12 protein-coding genes and 1 tRNA gene are annotated in these 13,107 nt (G+C 63.6%); 6 read left to right on the top strand and 7 right to left on the bottom strand.

Going from position 1 to position 13,107, the window contains the following annotated elements:
* Nucleotides 1–93: 93 nt before the first annotated feature.
* Nucleotides 94–1,284: a phosphoglycerate kinase gene (locus DDQ68_RS00405; RefSeq protein WP_109651820.1), complete on the top strand. Its 1,191-nt coding sequence runs from the start codon at nucleotides 94–96 to the stop codon at nucleotides 1,282–1,284.
* Between the two features lie 125 nt (nucleotides 1,285–1,409).
* Entirely contained in the window at nucleotides 1,410–1,706 is a 297-nt protein-coding gene (locus tag DDQ68_RS00400; RefSeq protein WP_109651817.1) for a rhodanese-like domain-containing protein, read from the top strand.
* A gap of 235 nt (nucleotides 1,707–1,941) precedes the next feature.
* Here the strand turns inward: DDQ68_RS00400 and DDQ68_RS00395 are convergent, their stop codons facing one another.
* From DDQ68_RS00395 to DDQ68_RS00385, 3 genes are all read right to left on the bottom strand, one after another.
* Nucleotides 1,942–3,879 (bottom strand): RecQ family ATP-dependent DNA helicase, encoded by a 1,938-nt coding sequence (locus tag DDQ68_RS00395; RefSeq protein WP_109651815.1) that lies wholly within the window; start codon nucleotides 3,877–3,879, stop codon nucleotides 1,942–1,944.
* Between the two features lie 149 nt (nucleotides 3,880–4,028).
* Complete coding sequence (locus tag DDQ68_RS00390; protein ID WP_109651813.1) at nucleotides 4,029–4,832, bottom strand: hypothetical protein; 804 nt, start codon at nucleotides 4,830–4,832, stop codon at nucleotides 4,029–4,031.
* Nucleotides 4,833–5,268: 436 nt separating this feature from the next.
* Entirely contained in the window at nucleotides 5,269–5,925 is a 657-nt protein-coding gene (locus DDQ68_RS00385) for an ABC transporter ATP-binding protein (protein ID WP_109651811.1), read from the bottom strand.
* A 248-nt stretch (nucleotides 5,926–6,173) separates the two neighbouring features.
* Between DDQ68_RS00385 and sucC the strand changes: the two genes are divergently transcribed.
* Together sucC and DDQ68_RS00375 are read left to right on the top strand one after the other, a co-directional pair.
* Complete coding sequence (gene sucC / locus DDQ68_RS00380) at nucleotides 6,174–7,370, top strand: ADP-forming succinate--CoA ligase subunit beta (RefSeq protein WP_109651808.1); 1,197 nt, start codon at nucleotides 6,174–6,176, stop codon at nucleotides 7,368–7,370.
* 246 nt (nucleotides 7,371–7,616) lie between these two features.
* A complete protein-coding gene (locus DDQ68_RS00375) occupies nucleotides 7,617–8,597 on the top strand; it encodes an aldo/keto reductase (protein ID WP_109651805.1) in 981 nt (326 codons plus the stop codon).
* Nucleotides 8,598–8,691: 94 nt separating this feature from the next.
* Here DDQ68_RS00375 and DDQ68_RS00370 read toward each other — a convergent pair whose 3' ends face one another.
* Nucleotides 8,692–9,183: an Ohr family peroxiredoxin gene (locus DDQ68_RS00370; RefSeq protein WP_109651802.1), complete on the bottom strand. Its 492-nt coding sequence runs from the start codon at nucleotides 9,181–9,183 to the stop codon at nucleotides 8,692–8,694.
* A 154-nt stretch (nucleotides 9,184–9,337) separates the two neighbouring features.
* On the opposite strand from DDQ68_RS00370, the gene DDQ68_RS00365 reads away from it, so the two are divergent.
* Together DDQ68_RS00365 and DDQ68_RS00360 are read left to right on the top strand one after the other, a co-directional pair.
* A tRNA-Arg gene (locus DDQ68_RS00365) sits at nucleotides 9,338–9,409 on the top strand.
* 287 nt (nucleotides 9,410–9,696) lie between these two features.
* Nucleotides 9,697–10,965, top strand: a complete 1,269-nt coding sequence (locus DDQ68_RS00360; RefSeq protein WP_162549669.1) for a hypothetical protein — start codon at nucleotides 9,697–9,699, stop codon at nucleotides 10,963–10,965.
* 1 nt (nucleotide 10,966) lies between these two features.
* Here DDQ68_RS00360 and DDQ68_RS00355 read toward each other — a convergent pair whose 3' ends face one another.
* Genes DDQ68_RS00355 through DDQ68_RS00345 form a run of 3 tightly spaced genes read right to left on the bottom strand, consistent with a single transcriptional unit; the run spans nucleotide 10,967 to nucleotide 13,095 of the window.
* Nucleotides 10,967–11,773 carry a hypothetical protein gene (locus DDQ68_RS00355; RefSeq protein ID WP_109651797.1) on the bottom strand — a complete coding sequence of 269 codons (807 nt, stop codon included), beginning with the start codon at nucleotides 11,771–11,773 and terminating at the stop codon, nucleotides 10,967–10,969.
* Between the two features lies 1 nt (nucleotide 11,774).
* The gene (locus DDQ68_RS00350; protein WP_109651793.1) at nucleotides 11,775–12,281 is read right to left on the bottom strand and encodes a hypothetical protein; all 507 of its coding nucleotides are present in this window, start codon (nucleotides 12,279–12,281) and stop codon (nucleotides 11,775–11,777) included.
* Nucleotides 12,271–13,095, bottom strand: coding sequence for a baseplate J/gp47 family protein (locus tag DDQ68_RS00345; protein WP_162549668.1), 825 nt, complete (start codon nucleotides 13,093–13,095; stop codon nucleotides 12,271–12,273). The genes DDQ68_RS00350 and DDQ68_RS00345 overlap by 11 nt, the downstream gene beginning before the upstream one ends.
* Between the last annotated feature and the right edge of the window lie 12 nt (nucleotides 13,096–13,107).

The following is a 13,107-nucleotide window of genomic DNA, read 5'->3' as shown; positions in this document are numbered from 1 at the left end:
GCCGTTCAATGGGTGGCCGGGGCCCCAAGGGGCGTTCGGCATTCTTCCGACACCTTTGCAGCACTTTCTTTTTTCAACCCCCTCTCCTATTCCATGAACACCCTGGATAACACCAACTTCGCCGGCCGCCGTGCCGTGGTACGCGTCGATTTCAACGTGCCGCTTGACCAAGACCTGCGCATCACCGACGACACCCGCATCCGGGCGGCCACGCCGTCCATCAAAAAAATCCTGGCCGACGGTGGCGCCGTGGTGCTGCTCTCGCACCTGGGCCGGCCCAAGGGCGGCTACGAAAAGAAATTTTCGCTCGAAAGCCTCATGCAGCGCCTCCAGCAGGAATACGGCCAGGAAGTGCTGTGGGGCGGCGATGTGCTGAGCGACGAAGCCTTCGAAAAAGCTAAAAACCTGCAAGCTGGCCAGGTACTGCTGCTCGACAACCTGCGCTTCCACAAAGAGGAGGAAGCCGGCGACCCGGTCTTCGCCCAGCGCCTGGCCGCACTCGGCGACGTGTACGTGAACGATGCTTTCGGCACGGCCCACCGCGCCCACGCCTCCACGGCCGTGATGGCGCAATACTTCGCCCCCGAAAACCGGGTGGGCGGCTACCTGCTGCAAGGCGAAGTAGACAACGCCCGCAAGGTACTGGAGCACGCCGAGCGGCCCTTCACGGCCATCATGGGCGGGGCTAAAATCTCGGATAAGATCTTGCTAATCGACAAGTTGCTCGATAAGGTGGACAACCTAATCATTGGCGGCGGCATGTCGTACACGTTTGCCGTGGCCCAGGGCGGCCACGTGGGTAGCTCGCTGCTGGAGGCCGATAAGGTGGACCTGGCCCGCGACCTCATTGCCCGCGCCAAGGCCAAGGGCGTGAATCTGGTGCTGCCCGGCGACAGCCTCATCGCCGATGTTTTCGCCAACGATGCCAACGTGGACGTGGCCCCCAGCGAAGCCATCCCCGCCGGTTGGATGGGCCTCGATTTGGGCCCCGATGCCCGCGAGGAATTCGCCGACATCATCCGCGCCAGCAAAACCATCCTCTGGAACGGCCCGATGGGCGTCTTCGAAATGAGCAATTTCTCGCTCGGCACCGAGTTCGTGGCCCGCGCCGTGGCCGAGGCCACCGAGGCCGGCGCCTACTCGCTCATCGGCGGGGGCGACTCGGCCGCCGCCGTGCAGCAAATGGGCTTCGCCGACCGCGTGAGCTACATCAGCACCGGCGGCGGGGCCCTGCTGGAGTTCATGGAAGGCAAGGAGCTGCCCGGCGTGGCGGCGCTGGGCTAAAGGCACGTAGCGTGAACTTCGTAGTTCGCGTCGTTACACGGCAATCGTTCAACGACGCGAACTACGAGACTCACACAAACCTCAAACCTTCAATACTTTACTATTTCTAAGCTACACCTTACCCCATGGCCGACATTACTTCCGACGAGCTAAAGCAACGCCAGCAAGCCGGCGAAACCCCCACCATCATCGACGTGCGCGAGCCTTGGGAATTCGAGGAAAGCCGTATCCCCGGGGCCCAAAACCTTCCCCTCGGCACGCTGCCCGAGAAGCTCGACGACTTAGCCGACCTCAAAGACCAGGAAATTGTCGTGCACTGCAAAAGCGGTTCCCGCTCGTCGGCCGCCAAAGCCTACCTCACCCAGCAGGGCTTCACCAACGTGCGCAATCTGCTAGGCGGCATCCAGGGCTACCAGGCGTAGGTTTGAGGTGACCCGCTCAGCCCCAGCGGGGCGACCCAGCGGTAGATAAACGTGCGCTGAGTATTTCAAAGCCCCCGCGGGGCGACCCAAAAGTTGGGCCGCCCCGCGGGGGCTTTTGGCTTTTGTATTTCTTGATTAAACCACCGCTGGGCCGCCCCGCTGGGGCCGTATTTAACCTGTTTATGAGTGATTGATACTACTTTATCCAACTAATAACCTTTTCAGCAGCGCGTTACTACGCCGGCCGTAGCTGCCCGTCGGCTTCGTAGCGCAGGGCCCCAGTGTCCACCAGTTCGCGCAGCGTGGCCTTTACCTCGTCGGCCTGGGCGGGCGCGAACGTGGCTACTACCTCGCGGGGCGTTTGCGCCTGCTGGGCCAGGCGCTGCACCAGCTGCTCGCGCAGGCCGGCGGTGGCGCGGGGGCCCTGGGCGGCTTTTTTGGCGGCCAGGCACACGTCGCACACGCCGCAGCGCGGCGGGTCGGCCTCGTCGAAGTACGTGAGCAGCAGCTGCTGGCGGCAGCGCGTACCGCTCAGGTAGTTGACAGTGGCGGTGGTTTTTTCTTCGGCCAGGGCCCGGGCGGCTTCGAGGCGGCGCTGGTCGAGGGGCAGCTTGGCGGCGTCGTGGCGCGGGGTCATGAACATAGCTTGCGGGGCCTCGTGCCGCGGCTGGTAGTACAGCACGCCGGCCCCGTGCAGGTAGCGCAGCTGGTGCTGCACCTCCACCAGGCTGCGCCGCACCTGGTTGGCCAGCCCCTGCTCCGACACGGTTTGGAAGCCCGCGAACAGCTCGCCGCCGTGCAACCGCAGCAGCGCCTTGATGAGCAGATCGTGCTCGGCATTGGCCACCTGGAAGGCGTACAAATCGTGGTTATTGGTTACGATGTGCACCCGCGCCGGGTTGTTCACGGCCTCATTTAGCTGAATAAAACCTTCGCGCTGCAATATTTTCAGGGCGTTGTGCGCGTCCACGGCCCGGATGCGATAGGTTTCGGCGAACTGCCCCAGGTCGAAATCGAACGGAGCCAGCTCACCGCCGCCCACCGCTGTGCGCGAGTAGTTGGCCAGCGCCTGGTACACGCGCCGCACCGTGTCGAGCGGCGGGAAGGCCAGTGTGGTGCGGCGGCGCATTTCCGGCCCGTCGTGGGGCCCCGCCAGCAGCACGGCGAAAGCGTAGAGCCCGTCGCGCCCGGCGCGCCCGGCCTCCTGGTAGTAGGCCTCCAGGGTATCGGGCGCATCGAGGTGGGCCACCACGCGCACGTCGGGTTTGTCGATGCCCATGCCGAAGGCATTAGTGGCCACGATGATGCGCGTTTTGTTATCCAGCCAGTCCTGCTGCACCTTGGTGCGGCGCTCAGGGCCCAGGCCGGCGTGATAGGCGGCGGCGGGCAGCCGGTGCTGCTGCAAGTAGGCGGCAGTATCTTCGGTTTGGCGGCGGGTACGGGTGTACACGATGCCGGTTTTGCCGGGGCCCACGCCGCGCAGCACCTCCAGCAGGCGGCGCAGCTTGTCTTCTGTCGGCAGCACCGAATACGAGAGCTTGGGCCGCAAAAAGCTCTGCTGAAACACGCCGTGGCCGGGCCGGAACAGCAGCTTTTCCACAATATCCTCCCGCACTTGCCGGGTGGCCGTGGCCGTGAGGGCCACCACCGGCACGCCCGGCGCCAGCAGGCCCCGCAGCTCGGCAATGCGCAGGTAGGGCGGCCGGAAATCGTAGCCCCACTGCGACACGCAATGGGCCTCATCCACGGCCAGCAGGCTCACCGGCATCTTGGCCACCCGCACCCGGAAAATATCAGTCAGCAGCCGCTCGGGGCTCACGTACAGGAACTTGACGTCGCGGCCATACACGCAGTTGTCCAGCGTGTGGTCGATTTCCTGGGCGCTCATGCCCGCGTAAATGGCTTCGGCCTTGAGGCCCCGGCGGCGCAGGCCGTCCACCTGGTCCTTCATCAATGCAATGAGCGGCGACACCACCAAACACAGCCCCGGCCGGGCCAGCGCCGGTACTTGGAAACACACGCTTTTGCCCCCGCCCGTGGGCAGCAGCGCCAGCGTATCGTGCCCATCCAGAACGGATTGGATGATTTCTGCCTGCCCCGGCCGGAACGCCGCGTGGCCCCAAAACTCGCGCAACAGCGCCAGGGGTTCGGTATGGGCTACGGGCTCGGGCATGGACGAAATTACCCATAAAAAAGCCCGGCACCTCACGGCACCAGGCTTTTTGAATGGAGCGTGGGCTTTATAGTCCGCACCTTTCGCTTCGTCCTGCCGATTAACCGTGCAGCGACGCAGACTACAAAGCCCACGCTCCAGCCGGCTACTTAGGCGGCGGCTTTCTGGCCGCCGTTCTCGCGCTCGTTGATGGCATTGCCGAGCTTGGCAATGGCCTGGATGGCGCGCTCCTCGTCTAAGCGGTTGATGTTGAGCAGCATCTTGGTCTTCTCCTGGCGGGTGATGACCGGGTGGTTCAGCAAGCGGATGATTTCCTCTTTGTGCGCCGCGGTGGCGTACTGCACCGGGGCGGGCGCGGGGGCCGCTTCAGCAGCAGCGGGGGCCTCAGTCGGTACCACTTGCATGGCGGGCAGGGGCACCGCGGCGGCTACCGGTGCCTGCACCTGCGGCGCAGCAGCGGGAGTGTTGGTGTTATAGTCCATTTCCTCAGCCGGGGTGGGCTCGTAGCCGGCGGCGCGGATGATCCAGGCCAGGATGTTGCGGTAGGCTTTGCCGATGGCGCGGGTCTGGGCCATGCTCATGATGGCAAATTCCTGGTAGAATTTCTTGCCGCTCTCCTTGTTCGAGCACACCGCGAAGCCGGCGCCCACCGTCACGCCGTGGCGCAGGTCCCACAGCGTCACTTTGGCTTGGTATTTCAGCTCGGTTTCGCTGCTCACATTGATGACGTGCTCCACGATGGGCACGATGCCCAGGCGCGAGCCGGCGTACTGCCAGCCTTCCACGTTCACAAACTCCTTGCCCTGCACGTTGGTGGTGAGCTTGTTGTCCTTAATAAACTTGGCCAGGTCCTTGGCCAAATCCAACGTTTCGTCGGAACGGGCAATGTCGAAGCTTTCGACTTTTACCTTCTTAAGCGTGTCTTTGGGGGTCTTAGTGGCGTCGGTGGTCATGGCGGTAGGGATTATGGGTCTTAAATCCATTTTAGTGTTCGGATGTATAACCGTAACCTTGCCCAAATCGTGCCAGAAAAACCAGAATTTTTAGTAAATTTTATTACTGATTATTAGTAACTTATAAACGTTATGGGTTTTGTGATTGGCAGGGCCTTAATCTAAATTAGTTAGCCAGGCATATTCTTTAGCCAATCAACCGCTTTTCACCATTACTAGGGCCCCTGTACATCGGCACTGGTCCTGTTGAGTAGTAGCCTAAAACGGGGTGGTCCGGCGACTGCTTCTGTCGCCGGACCACCCCGTTTTAGGCTATCACCTCATGCTGAACGCAGTGAAGCATCTCTCCTGCGGCAGTAACTAATTACTTGCGTGGGAGATGCTTCACTGCGTTCAGCATGACAACTTTAATGTACCTACTTCCACCCTGGGGACCTTATTCCTCCAGCACGTAGCCGTCGCGCATCACGATTTTGCGGTCGGCCATTTCGGCCAGCTGATCGTTGTGCGTTACAATGACGAAGGTTTGGTCGAGCTCTTTGCGCAGCTGGAAAAAAATCTGGTGCAGCTCCTGGGCGTTCTTGGTGTCGAGGTTGCCGCTGGGCTCGTCGGCGAAGATGATTTCGGGCGAGTTGATGAGGGCCCGGGCCACCGATACGCGCTGCTGCTCGCCGCCGCTCATCTCGCTGGGCTTATGTTCGGCGCGGTGCTCCAGGTTCATCATGCCGAGCAGCTCGCGGGCGCGCACGCGCACTTCCTTCTCCGAGCGGCCGGCCAGGTAGGCAGGCAGGCACACGTTTTCAAGGGCCGTAAACTCGGGCAACAGGTTGTGGAACTGGAAGATGAACCCGATGTGGCGGTTGCGGAACCGCGCCAGGTCGTTGCGCCCCAGGCTACTCACCGAGGCCCCGTCGAAGAGCACCTCGCCCGAATCGGGGTTGTCGAGCGTGCCCAGGATATGCAGCAGCGTGCTTTTGCCGGCCCCCGACGAGCCCACGATGCTCACGATTTCCGACTTCTCGATGGTGAGGTTAATGCCTTTGAGGACTTCCAGCGACTGGTAGCTTTTGCGGACGTTGATGGCTTGGAGCAAAACGGAAGCGGTAACGGGGTGCGTAACAAAGGTAGCCGACGGTCGGCATGGGCCGGCAGGGCCGAGCGCGGGGGGCCCCACACATTGCTATACGGTGCCGCTGCGCCACCCGCCGGGGCCCCAGCGGCAGCCCGAGGGCCCCCGGCCGTGGCGGCCGCCACGGCCGGGGGCCCTACCCAAATTTTGCCCGCCACCTTGCGGCCGCATACCGTACCTTCGCCGCACGCAAACCAACCCGACCTCCCCGCATGAACATCCACGAGTATCAGGGCAAAGAAATTCTGAAGAAGTACGGCGTCCGCGTCCAGGAAGGCATCACGGCCGATACGGTCGAGGAAGCCGTGGCCGCAGCCGAGAAACTGACCGCCGACACTGGCACCAGCTGGTACGTCATCAAGGCGCAAATCCACGCCGGGGGCCGGGGCAAAGGGGGCGGCGTGAAGCTGGCCAAAAACCTCGACCAGGTGAAGGAAGTGGCCGGCAACATCCTCGGGATGCAGCTCATCACCAAGCAAACGGGCCCCGAAGGCCGCAAGGTGCACAAAATCCTCGTGGCCCAGGACGTGTACTACCCCGGCGAAACCCCCACCAAGGAATTCTACATCAGCGTGTTGCTGGACCGCACCAGCGGCAAGAACGTCATCATCTACACCACCGAGGGCGGCATGGACATCGAGGAGGTGGCCGAGTCGCACCCCGAGAAAATCCTCAAGGAATTCATCGACCCCGCCGTGGGCCTGCAAGGCTTCCAGGCCCGCAAAATCGCCTTCGGCCTGGGCCTGACCGGCGAGGCGAACAAGGAAATGGTGAAGTTCGTGACGGCCCTTTACAAGGCCTACGACGAAACCGATTCGTCGATGTTCGAGATTAACCCGGTGCTGAAAACGTCGGATAACAAAATCCTGGCCGTGGACGCCAAAGTGACGCTCGACGAGAACGCCCTGTACCGCCACAAGGATTTTGTGGCCCTGCGCGACCTCAACGAGGAAGACCCCTTGGAAGTGGAGGCTTCGGCTTCGAACCTGAACTACGTGAAGCTCGACGGCAACGTAGGCTGCATGGTGAACGGCGCAGGCCTGGCCATGGCCACCATGGACATCATCAAGCTGAGCGGCGGCGAACCGGCCAACTTTCTCGACGTTGGGGGTGGAGCCAACGCCCAGACGGTGGAAGCCGGCTTCCGCATCATCCTGAAGGACCCGAACGTGAAGGCGATTCTCATCAACATCTTCGGCGGCATCGTGCGCTGCGACCGGGTGGCCAACGGCGTGGTGGAAGCCTACAAGAAAATTGGTGACATCCGCGTGCCCATCATCGTGCGCCTGCAAGGCACCAACGCCGAGGAAGGCGCCCGCATCATCGATGAGAGCGGCCTGAAAGTGAAGTCGGCCACGCTGCTGAAAGACGCCGCCGCCCGCGTGAAGGAAGTACTGGCCGAAGCCTAGCCTTCGCCCGCTACAATTGCTTCAGAAGCCCGCCTGGTAACCCAGGCGGGCTTTTTTGAGTTGTTAAGAGGCATTAGTATTTTCATAAAAAGGCCGTCATGCTGAGCGTAGCCGAAGCATCTCTACCGCGTGACTAATCACGAATTACTGCTGCGGTAGAGATGCTTCGGATACGCTCAGCATGACGGCCTTTTGCCATTTATTGTTCCACCCGCCACACCCTTCCACCCCCTTCCCTTCTACCCTATGGAATTCACCCGCTTAGGAAACACCGGCTTGCAGGTTTCCAAAATTTGCCTCGGTACTATGACCTACGGCACGCCCACCGAGCGTTGGCCCTGGGCCCTGGGCGAGGAGGCCAGCCGCCCCTTCATTCAGAAAGCATTAGAGTTGGGTATCAACTTCTTTGATACGGCTGATGTGTACAGCAACGGCGCCAGCGAGGAAGTGGTGGGCCGGGCCCTGCGCGACTTCGCCAAGCGCGACGAGGTGGTACTGGCCACCAAGGTTTTCAACCCGATGGGCCCCGGGCCGAACGACAAGGGTCTCTCGCGCAAACACATCATGAGCGCCATCGACGCCAGCCTGAAGCGCCTGGGCACGGATTACGTGGACCTCTACCAGATCCACCGCTGGGACTACCACACGCCCATCGAGGAGACGCTGGAGGCGCTGCACGACGTGGTGAAGGCCGGCAAGGCGCGCTACCTCGGGGCCTCGTCGATGTTCGCCTGGCAGTTTGCCCAGGCCCTGTACCTGGCCGACCAACACAACTGGACGCGCTTCGTGAGCATGCAGCCGCACTACAACCTAGTGTACCGCGAGGAGGAGCGCGAGATGCTGCCGCTATGCCAGGACCAGAAAATCGGCGTTATTCCATGGTCGCCACTGGCGCGGGGGCTGCTCACGGGCGGCCGCGGCAAGGCGCGCAACGAAACCGAGCGCGCCAAAACCGACGCCTTCGGTAAGAGCCTCTACGGCCGCGACGACGACTTTGCGGTGGCCGACCGCGTGACGGAAATTGCCGAGGCCCGGGGCCTGCCCAACGCCCAAATTGCCTTGGCCTGGGTGCTGGCCAACCCCACCATCACCGCGCCCATTGTGGGGGCTAGCAAGCCCGGCCACCTCGAAGACGCCGTGGCCGCGGTGGACGTGAAGCTGACGGCCGAGGAAATCAAAAGCCTCGAAGCGCCCTACCAGCCGCATCCGGTGCTAGGCTTCAGCTAAGTCGTGTTCAGTAGCTTGGACTTTGCAGTCTAAGCTACTGAACGCAAAAAGGCCCGCCTGAACGTTCAAGCGGGCCTTTTCCAACCTAAGCACCTTAAGCAGTCACGCCGCCTTTTTCGGCTACGCCGGCGTTTTCTTCCGGAGCTAAGGGAATGGTTTCGCCTTGCACTTTGAGTTCTACTTCCATGTTGCCGCGGGTGCCCACCGAATACGGGCAGATTTTATGGGCCTGGCGCACCATGTCGATGGTTTTGTCGTGGTCGAACGACTTGAGGTCGATGTCGAGGACGGCCGACAGGCCGTAGCCCTCGCCTTCCTGAAACAACGTGACCGAGCACTTCACTTCGGTAGCAGGGTCGAGCTTATCGTCGGCGCGCTGGGCGATGACGAGCAGCGCCTGCTGGAAGCACGAGGCGTAGCCGGCGGCAAACAGCTCTTCGGGGTTGGTGGCGCCTTTTTTGCCGCCCAGTCCTTCAGGCACCGACATATCAAGGTCGACGATGCCAGTGGCGGAACGGACGTGGCCGCTGCGACCGCCCACGGCCGTAGCGTCGGCCGTGTAAAGATTCTTTTTAGTGGATTCCATGGAATGAAGTGAAGATTGAGGCAATGGGATGGGTAGTTAACTACCTTTTGCCGCCTAGGGTTGTGGCAGAATTTTGGGGCCCCGGCCGCCAATTTGCCCGCGCCGTTTGGCAGCCGGGGGTTTTGCGGCTACTTTTGCAGTCCTATCCAGACTTGGTCGCGTCGTACAACGGATAGTATGAGAGTTTCCGAAGCTCTTGATCTAGGTTCGATTCCTAGCGCGACCACAATTGATTGTAAGCAGCCCGCCCACCGCCGTTTTTGGCCGTGGGCGGTTTTGTTTGCGGCGGTAAAGGCTAGCTATTTAGCTTAGCCGCGACCGCCCCGGTTACCCCGCCGCCGCCCGGTTACCCCGGGCCACTGGCTAACCGCAGTAGTTGACTAAAACGCCCCTATTCTTTCACTATCGCGGGATTCGTCGGTTACCAGCGACCAACTGCCCGCTAACGCGGTTAGTATTGCAGCCCCTTTCCACCAAGGCCCCGCTGCCATGCTCCCGCTCTACGACTACTCCATGAAATCCGAATTCTGGCGACGCGCCAACCGCGAGGCCGCGGATGGCACCGCGCCCCTGTTCTTGCGCATCACCATCTGCCAGCAGCGGGCAGAAATTGCCAGTGGCATCGACGTACCGGCCGCCTACTGGAACGTGGCCACCCACCGGATCGAGGTGCCGGGCAACAAGAATTTGCGCCTGGCGGCCTGGTCCGCCGAGCACGTCCTGAAATTAAACGCCCAGCTCACCAAATTAAAAGCCGCCGCCGGCCTGGCCTACGACCAGCTGCGGCTAAGCGGGCCGCCCACCGCCCGCCACATCCGGGAACGGGTGCGCGGGGTGCGCTCCCCCGCCGCCGCCCCGCTAACGGTGGCCCGTGCGAGCGCAGACTTTCTGGCCGCCATGGCGGGCCCCGGCATTGGCAAGAGCCCCAACACGCTCAGCTCCTACCGTTCCCGGCTGGGCAACGTGGCCGAGTTTTTTGCCCGGGGCCTCCAGCAAAAAGCCTTTGACTTGCAGGACGTGCGCCTGCCCACCGCCCGGGCCCTGGAGCGCTGGTGCCTGGCGCAACGCGCCCCCGATGGCCGCCCGCGCTTCGGGCACGCGGCAATGGCCAAGCAAATCAATATGCTCCAGATGCTGGTGGCCTGGGCGGCCATCGAGGGGCACGTGCCAGCCAATGCCCTGCACGGCTACAAGTACCAGAGCACGGCCACCCCCGCCCTGCCCCGGTTTTTGCCCGGGCCCGAACAGGCGCTGCTCGCGGCCACGGTGTTTCACTCCACGCCGCTCAACGACGTGGCCGACATGTGGCTGTTCAGCGCCCACACGGCCCTCTCGTTCGTCGATTACTGCCGGTTTGCCGCCGACCCCCTGCCCTACCTGCACACCGACGCGCAGGGGCGGGAGTGGATTCGCATGACGCGCCAAAAGATGGCCAAGCGTAAGCCGCAGGGCTTCTCGGTGCCGTTCTTCCCCGAAGCGCGGGCCATTTTCGAGCGCCGCCGGGGCCGGTTGCCCGTCAAAAATAACAAGGACGTGAACGCCTACCTCAAAATCATCGCCGCTGAATTAAGCCTGGGCCTGCCCGACCTCACCTTCAAAGACTCGCGCAGCAGCTTCGCCCAGCGCTGGCGCGATTTGGGGGCTACTGGGGCCGTCATTGCCGCCATGATGGGCGATGAGGAGCGGGTGGTGAACAAGAACTACAGCCAGGTGCGGGAGGCGGCCATCACAGTCGAGCTGGCGCGGCTGGCCGAGGGGCCCGCGCTGCGCACCACGGTGTGACCTAGATGCCCACCCACTGCCGGGCGGCCAGCACGTAGAACGGCGGCCGGTTTTCGTGGGCCTGCCCGCCGCCAAAAGTGGTCGCTCCCCCGTCCTGCGCGGCGTAGCCGTTGCTGTCGCCGCCGCTGAAGGTGATGCGGCCGTTGTAGCGCGGCGCGGCCGTGACGGGTAGCTCGCGGGCCCCCAGCGTGTGGGCTTCCTCCCCGCCCGTCGCGCCCACCGCCGCGTAATCCGGCCGGTCGGGGTCGTAACCGGCGGCGAAGGCCCCGCGCAAATCGGCCGTCTTGTTCTGGCCGTTGCAGAGCGCCCAGCCCCAGGCCGCACTGCCGGGCACACCCAGCCCGGTGGCGTCGTAGTTGGTGGTCAGCAGCTGCCCCCACTTCACGTCGCCCGCCTCCCACTGCGCGGCCCGCAGCAGGTGCTGGAGCGTGAGCCCGCCGGCCGGGTAGACCGGCACGCCCGCCCCGGCCGCGCCCAGCACGGCGGATTGCTCCTGGATGCAGGTCTTCGTATCGCCGGTCTGGTAGGTGCGCTCGTCGAGCACCGCCACCGCGCCCGCCACCAGCGCGGCCGGCAGCGCCACGGCCGTGGCCCCTAAGAAGCGCAGCAGCTCCCCACCCAGGTACACCAGGCCGGTCCCCACGCTGTAGGTGCTGCCCGTGGCGGCCACGGCGCAGCCGCTCACGATGCAGTCGCGGCCCAGGGCCCGGTAGATTGCCAGCGCGGCGATCTGGGCTTCGTCCTGAATGGTCTGGATGTCGTCGTCGTAGAAGGGCCGGCCGCCCACGTCATACAAGGTCTTTTTCATGCTAATTGGGGGCAGGGGCGTAAATAATGCGGTAGCTCACGAGCGCGATTTTGAAGCGTTGGAGGAGAATATTGAGTTGGTAATCCTTGGCGTTCAGGCCCGGCGCGTACACCGTAAAGCCGACCTGCCCGGCGAAATCGCTGGCCCGGTGCGGCAGCAGCGGCCGGCCTTCGGCGCGGGTACTGGCGTAGACCGGCGGCTGAGCTTCGCGCTTGAAATTGAGGTACAAGGGGTCTAGGTAGACCGTGGAATTGCGGATGAGAATCCGGCGCAAATTCGGGTCTAGCTTATCGTTCAGTGCCTTTTCCAATAGCGCCGTCTGGCCGTTGTAGCTCAGCTCGCGCAGCGTGTCGAGCCGGTAGGCCAGAAACGCCTGGTACACCGCGTCCACCGGGCTGGTGAGTGCGCTCACCCAGGCCACCAGGCGCGGCTTGCGCAGCAGCGCCGGCAGCAGCACCGTGGCCAGGTAGGCCACGTCGAGGCGGAAGCGGGCGGGACTAGCGGACATCGGGCACGAATTGCAGGGTGTCGAGGAAGCTCAGGCCGACCGTGTCTTCCTCCACGATGTAGCCGGCGGCCGTCTCGTAGAGGCGGGCGAAGGGCACCGGGGCCACCTGGCCCACCCGCGCCGCGGCCAGGGTAAGCAGCACGTCGCGCACACCCGGCACGGCCTGGATGGCGTCTTCCAGCTTGGCCACGTACACCTGGCCCGCAAAGTCCAGCGTGGCCAGGTAGCCAGCCAGCCCCGCGCGCACGGCCGCCTGGAGCGCGGGCACGTTGAGCAGCGGGTCGTAGTACACCTGGCCCGTGAGCTGGAGGCGGTCAGCGTCGCGGCTCACCACCTCCAGCTTGGTGCCGGCGAATTGCAGCCGGTCGAAGTAGCCCCGAACTTGGGTGAGGGTGGGCGCATCGAGCGCGGCCAGCGTGCCCGGGGTGGGCCCGTTGGCGGCCACCTTCACCAGCAGCTTGCCGGTTTGTTTATTCTCCTTGGCAGCGGCGCGGGTGATGACGCGCGCCCCGGTGCTGCCCACCGGGTAGCCAATGACGTTGTCGAGCACCTGGAGCGTGCCGCCCTGCTGGAATTGCAGGGCCCGGTCGGCGTACCAGCCGGGCGTGCCCACCGGGGCCCGGGCCACGACGGCGTTCACGTCGGCCTGGAAGCGGTCCCACAGCGTTTCGTGCGCCCACTGCGCCACGGCTACTACGTACTCTACTAGCACGTAGAGGGCCGTGGCGGAGGGGCTTGTGAGCGCCGCTAGTTCGGCGCGGTCGGCGCGGTCGGCGGCGATGGCGGCCTGAATCTGGGGGATTGTGCGGGCCATGAGCAATTAGGC

Source organism: Hymenobacter nivis (assembly GCF_003149515.1).
Lineage (GTDB): Bacteria > Bacteroidota > Bacteroidia > Cytophagales > Hymenobacteraceae > Hymenobacter > Hymenobacter nivis.
The sequence above is the reverse complement of the archived record's forward strand: the minus strand, read 5'-3'. Positions and strand labels throughout refer to the sequence as shown.

Coding starts and splice junctions, on each gene's coding strand:
- DDQ68_RS00405 (WP_109651820.1), top strand. CDS start 94: ATGAACACCCTGGATAACACCAACTTCGCCGGCCGCCGTGCCGTGGTA.
- DDQ68_RS00400 (WP_109651817.1), top strand. CDS start 1,410: ATGGCCGACATTACTTCCGACGAGCTAAAGCAACGCCAGCAAGCCGGC.
- DDQ68_RS00395 (WP_109651815.1), bottom strand. CDS start 3,879: ATGCCCGAGCCCGTAGCCCATACCGAACCCCTGGCGCTGTTGCGCGAG.
- DDQ68_RS00390 (WP_109651813.1), bottom strand. CDS start 4,832: ATGACCACCGACGCCACTAAGACCCCCAAAGACACGCTTAAGAAGGTA.
- sucC (WP_109651808.1), top strand. CDS start 6,174: ATGAACATCCACGAGTATCAGGGCAAAGAAATTCTGAAGAAGTACGGC.
- DDQ68_RS00375 (WP_109651805.1), top strand. CDS start 7,617: ATGGAATTCACCCGCTTAGGAAACACCGGCTTGCAGGTTTCCAAAATT.
- DDQ68_RS00370 (WP_109651802.1), bottom strand. CDS start 9,183: ATGGAATCCACTAAAAAGAATCTTTACACGGCCGACGCTACGGCCGTG.
- DDQ68_RS00360 (WP_162549669.1), top strand. CDS start 9,697: ATGAAATCCGAATTCTGGCGACGCGCCAACCGCGAGGCCGCGGATGGC.
- DDQ68_RS00355 (WP_109651797.1), bottom strand. CDS start 11,773: ATGAAAAAGACCTTGTATGACGTGGGCGGCCGGCCCTTCTACGACGAC.
- DDQ68_RS00350 (WP_109651793.1), bottom strand. CDS start 12,281: ATGTCCGCTAGTCCCGCCCGCTTCCGCCTCGACGTGGCCTACCTGGCC.
- DDQ68_RS00345 (WP_162549668.1), bottom strand. CDS start 13,095: ATGGCCCGCACAATCCCCCAGATTCAGGCCGCCATCGCCGCCGACCGC.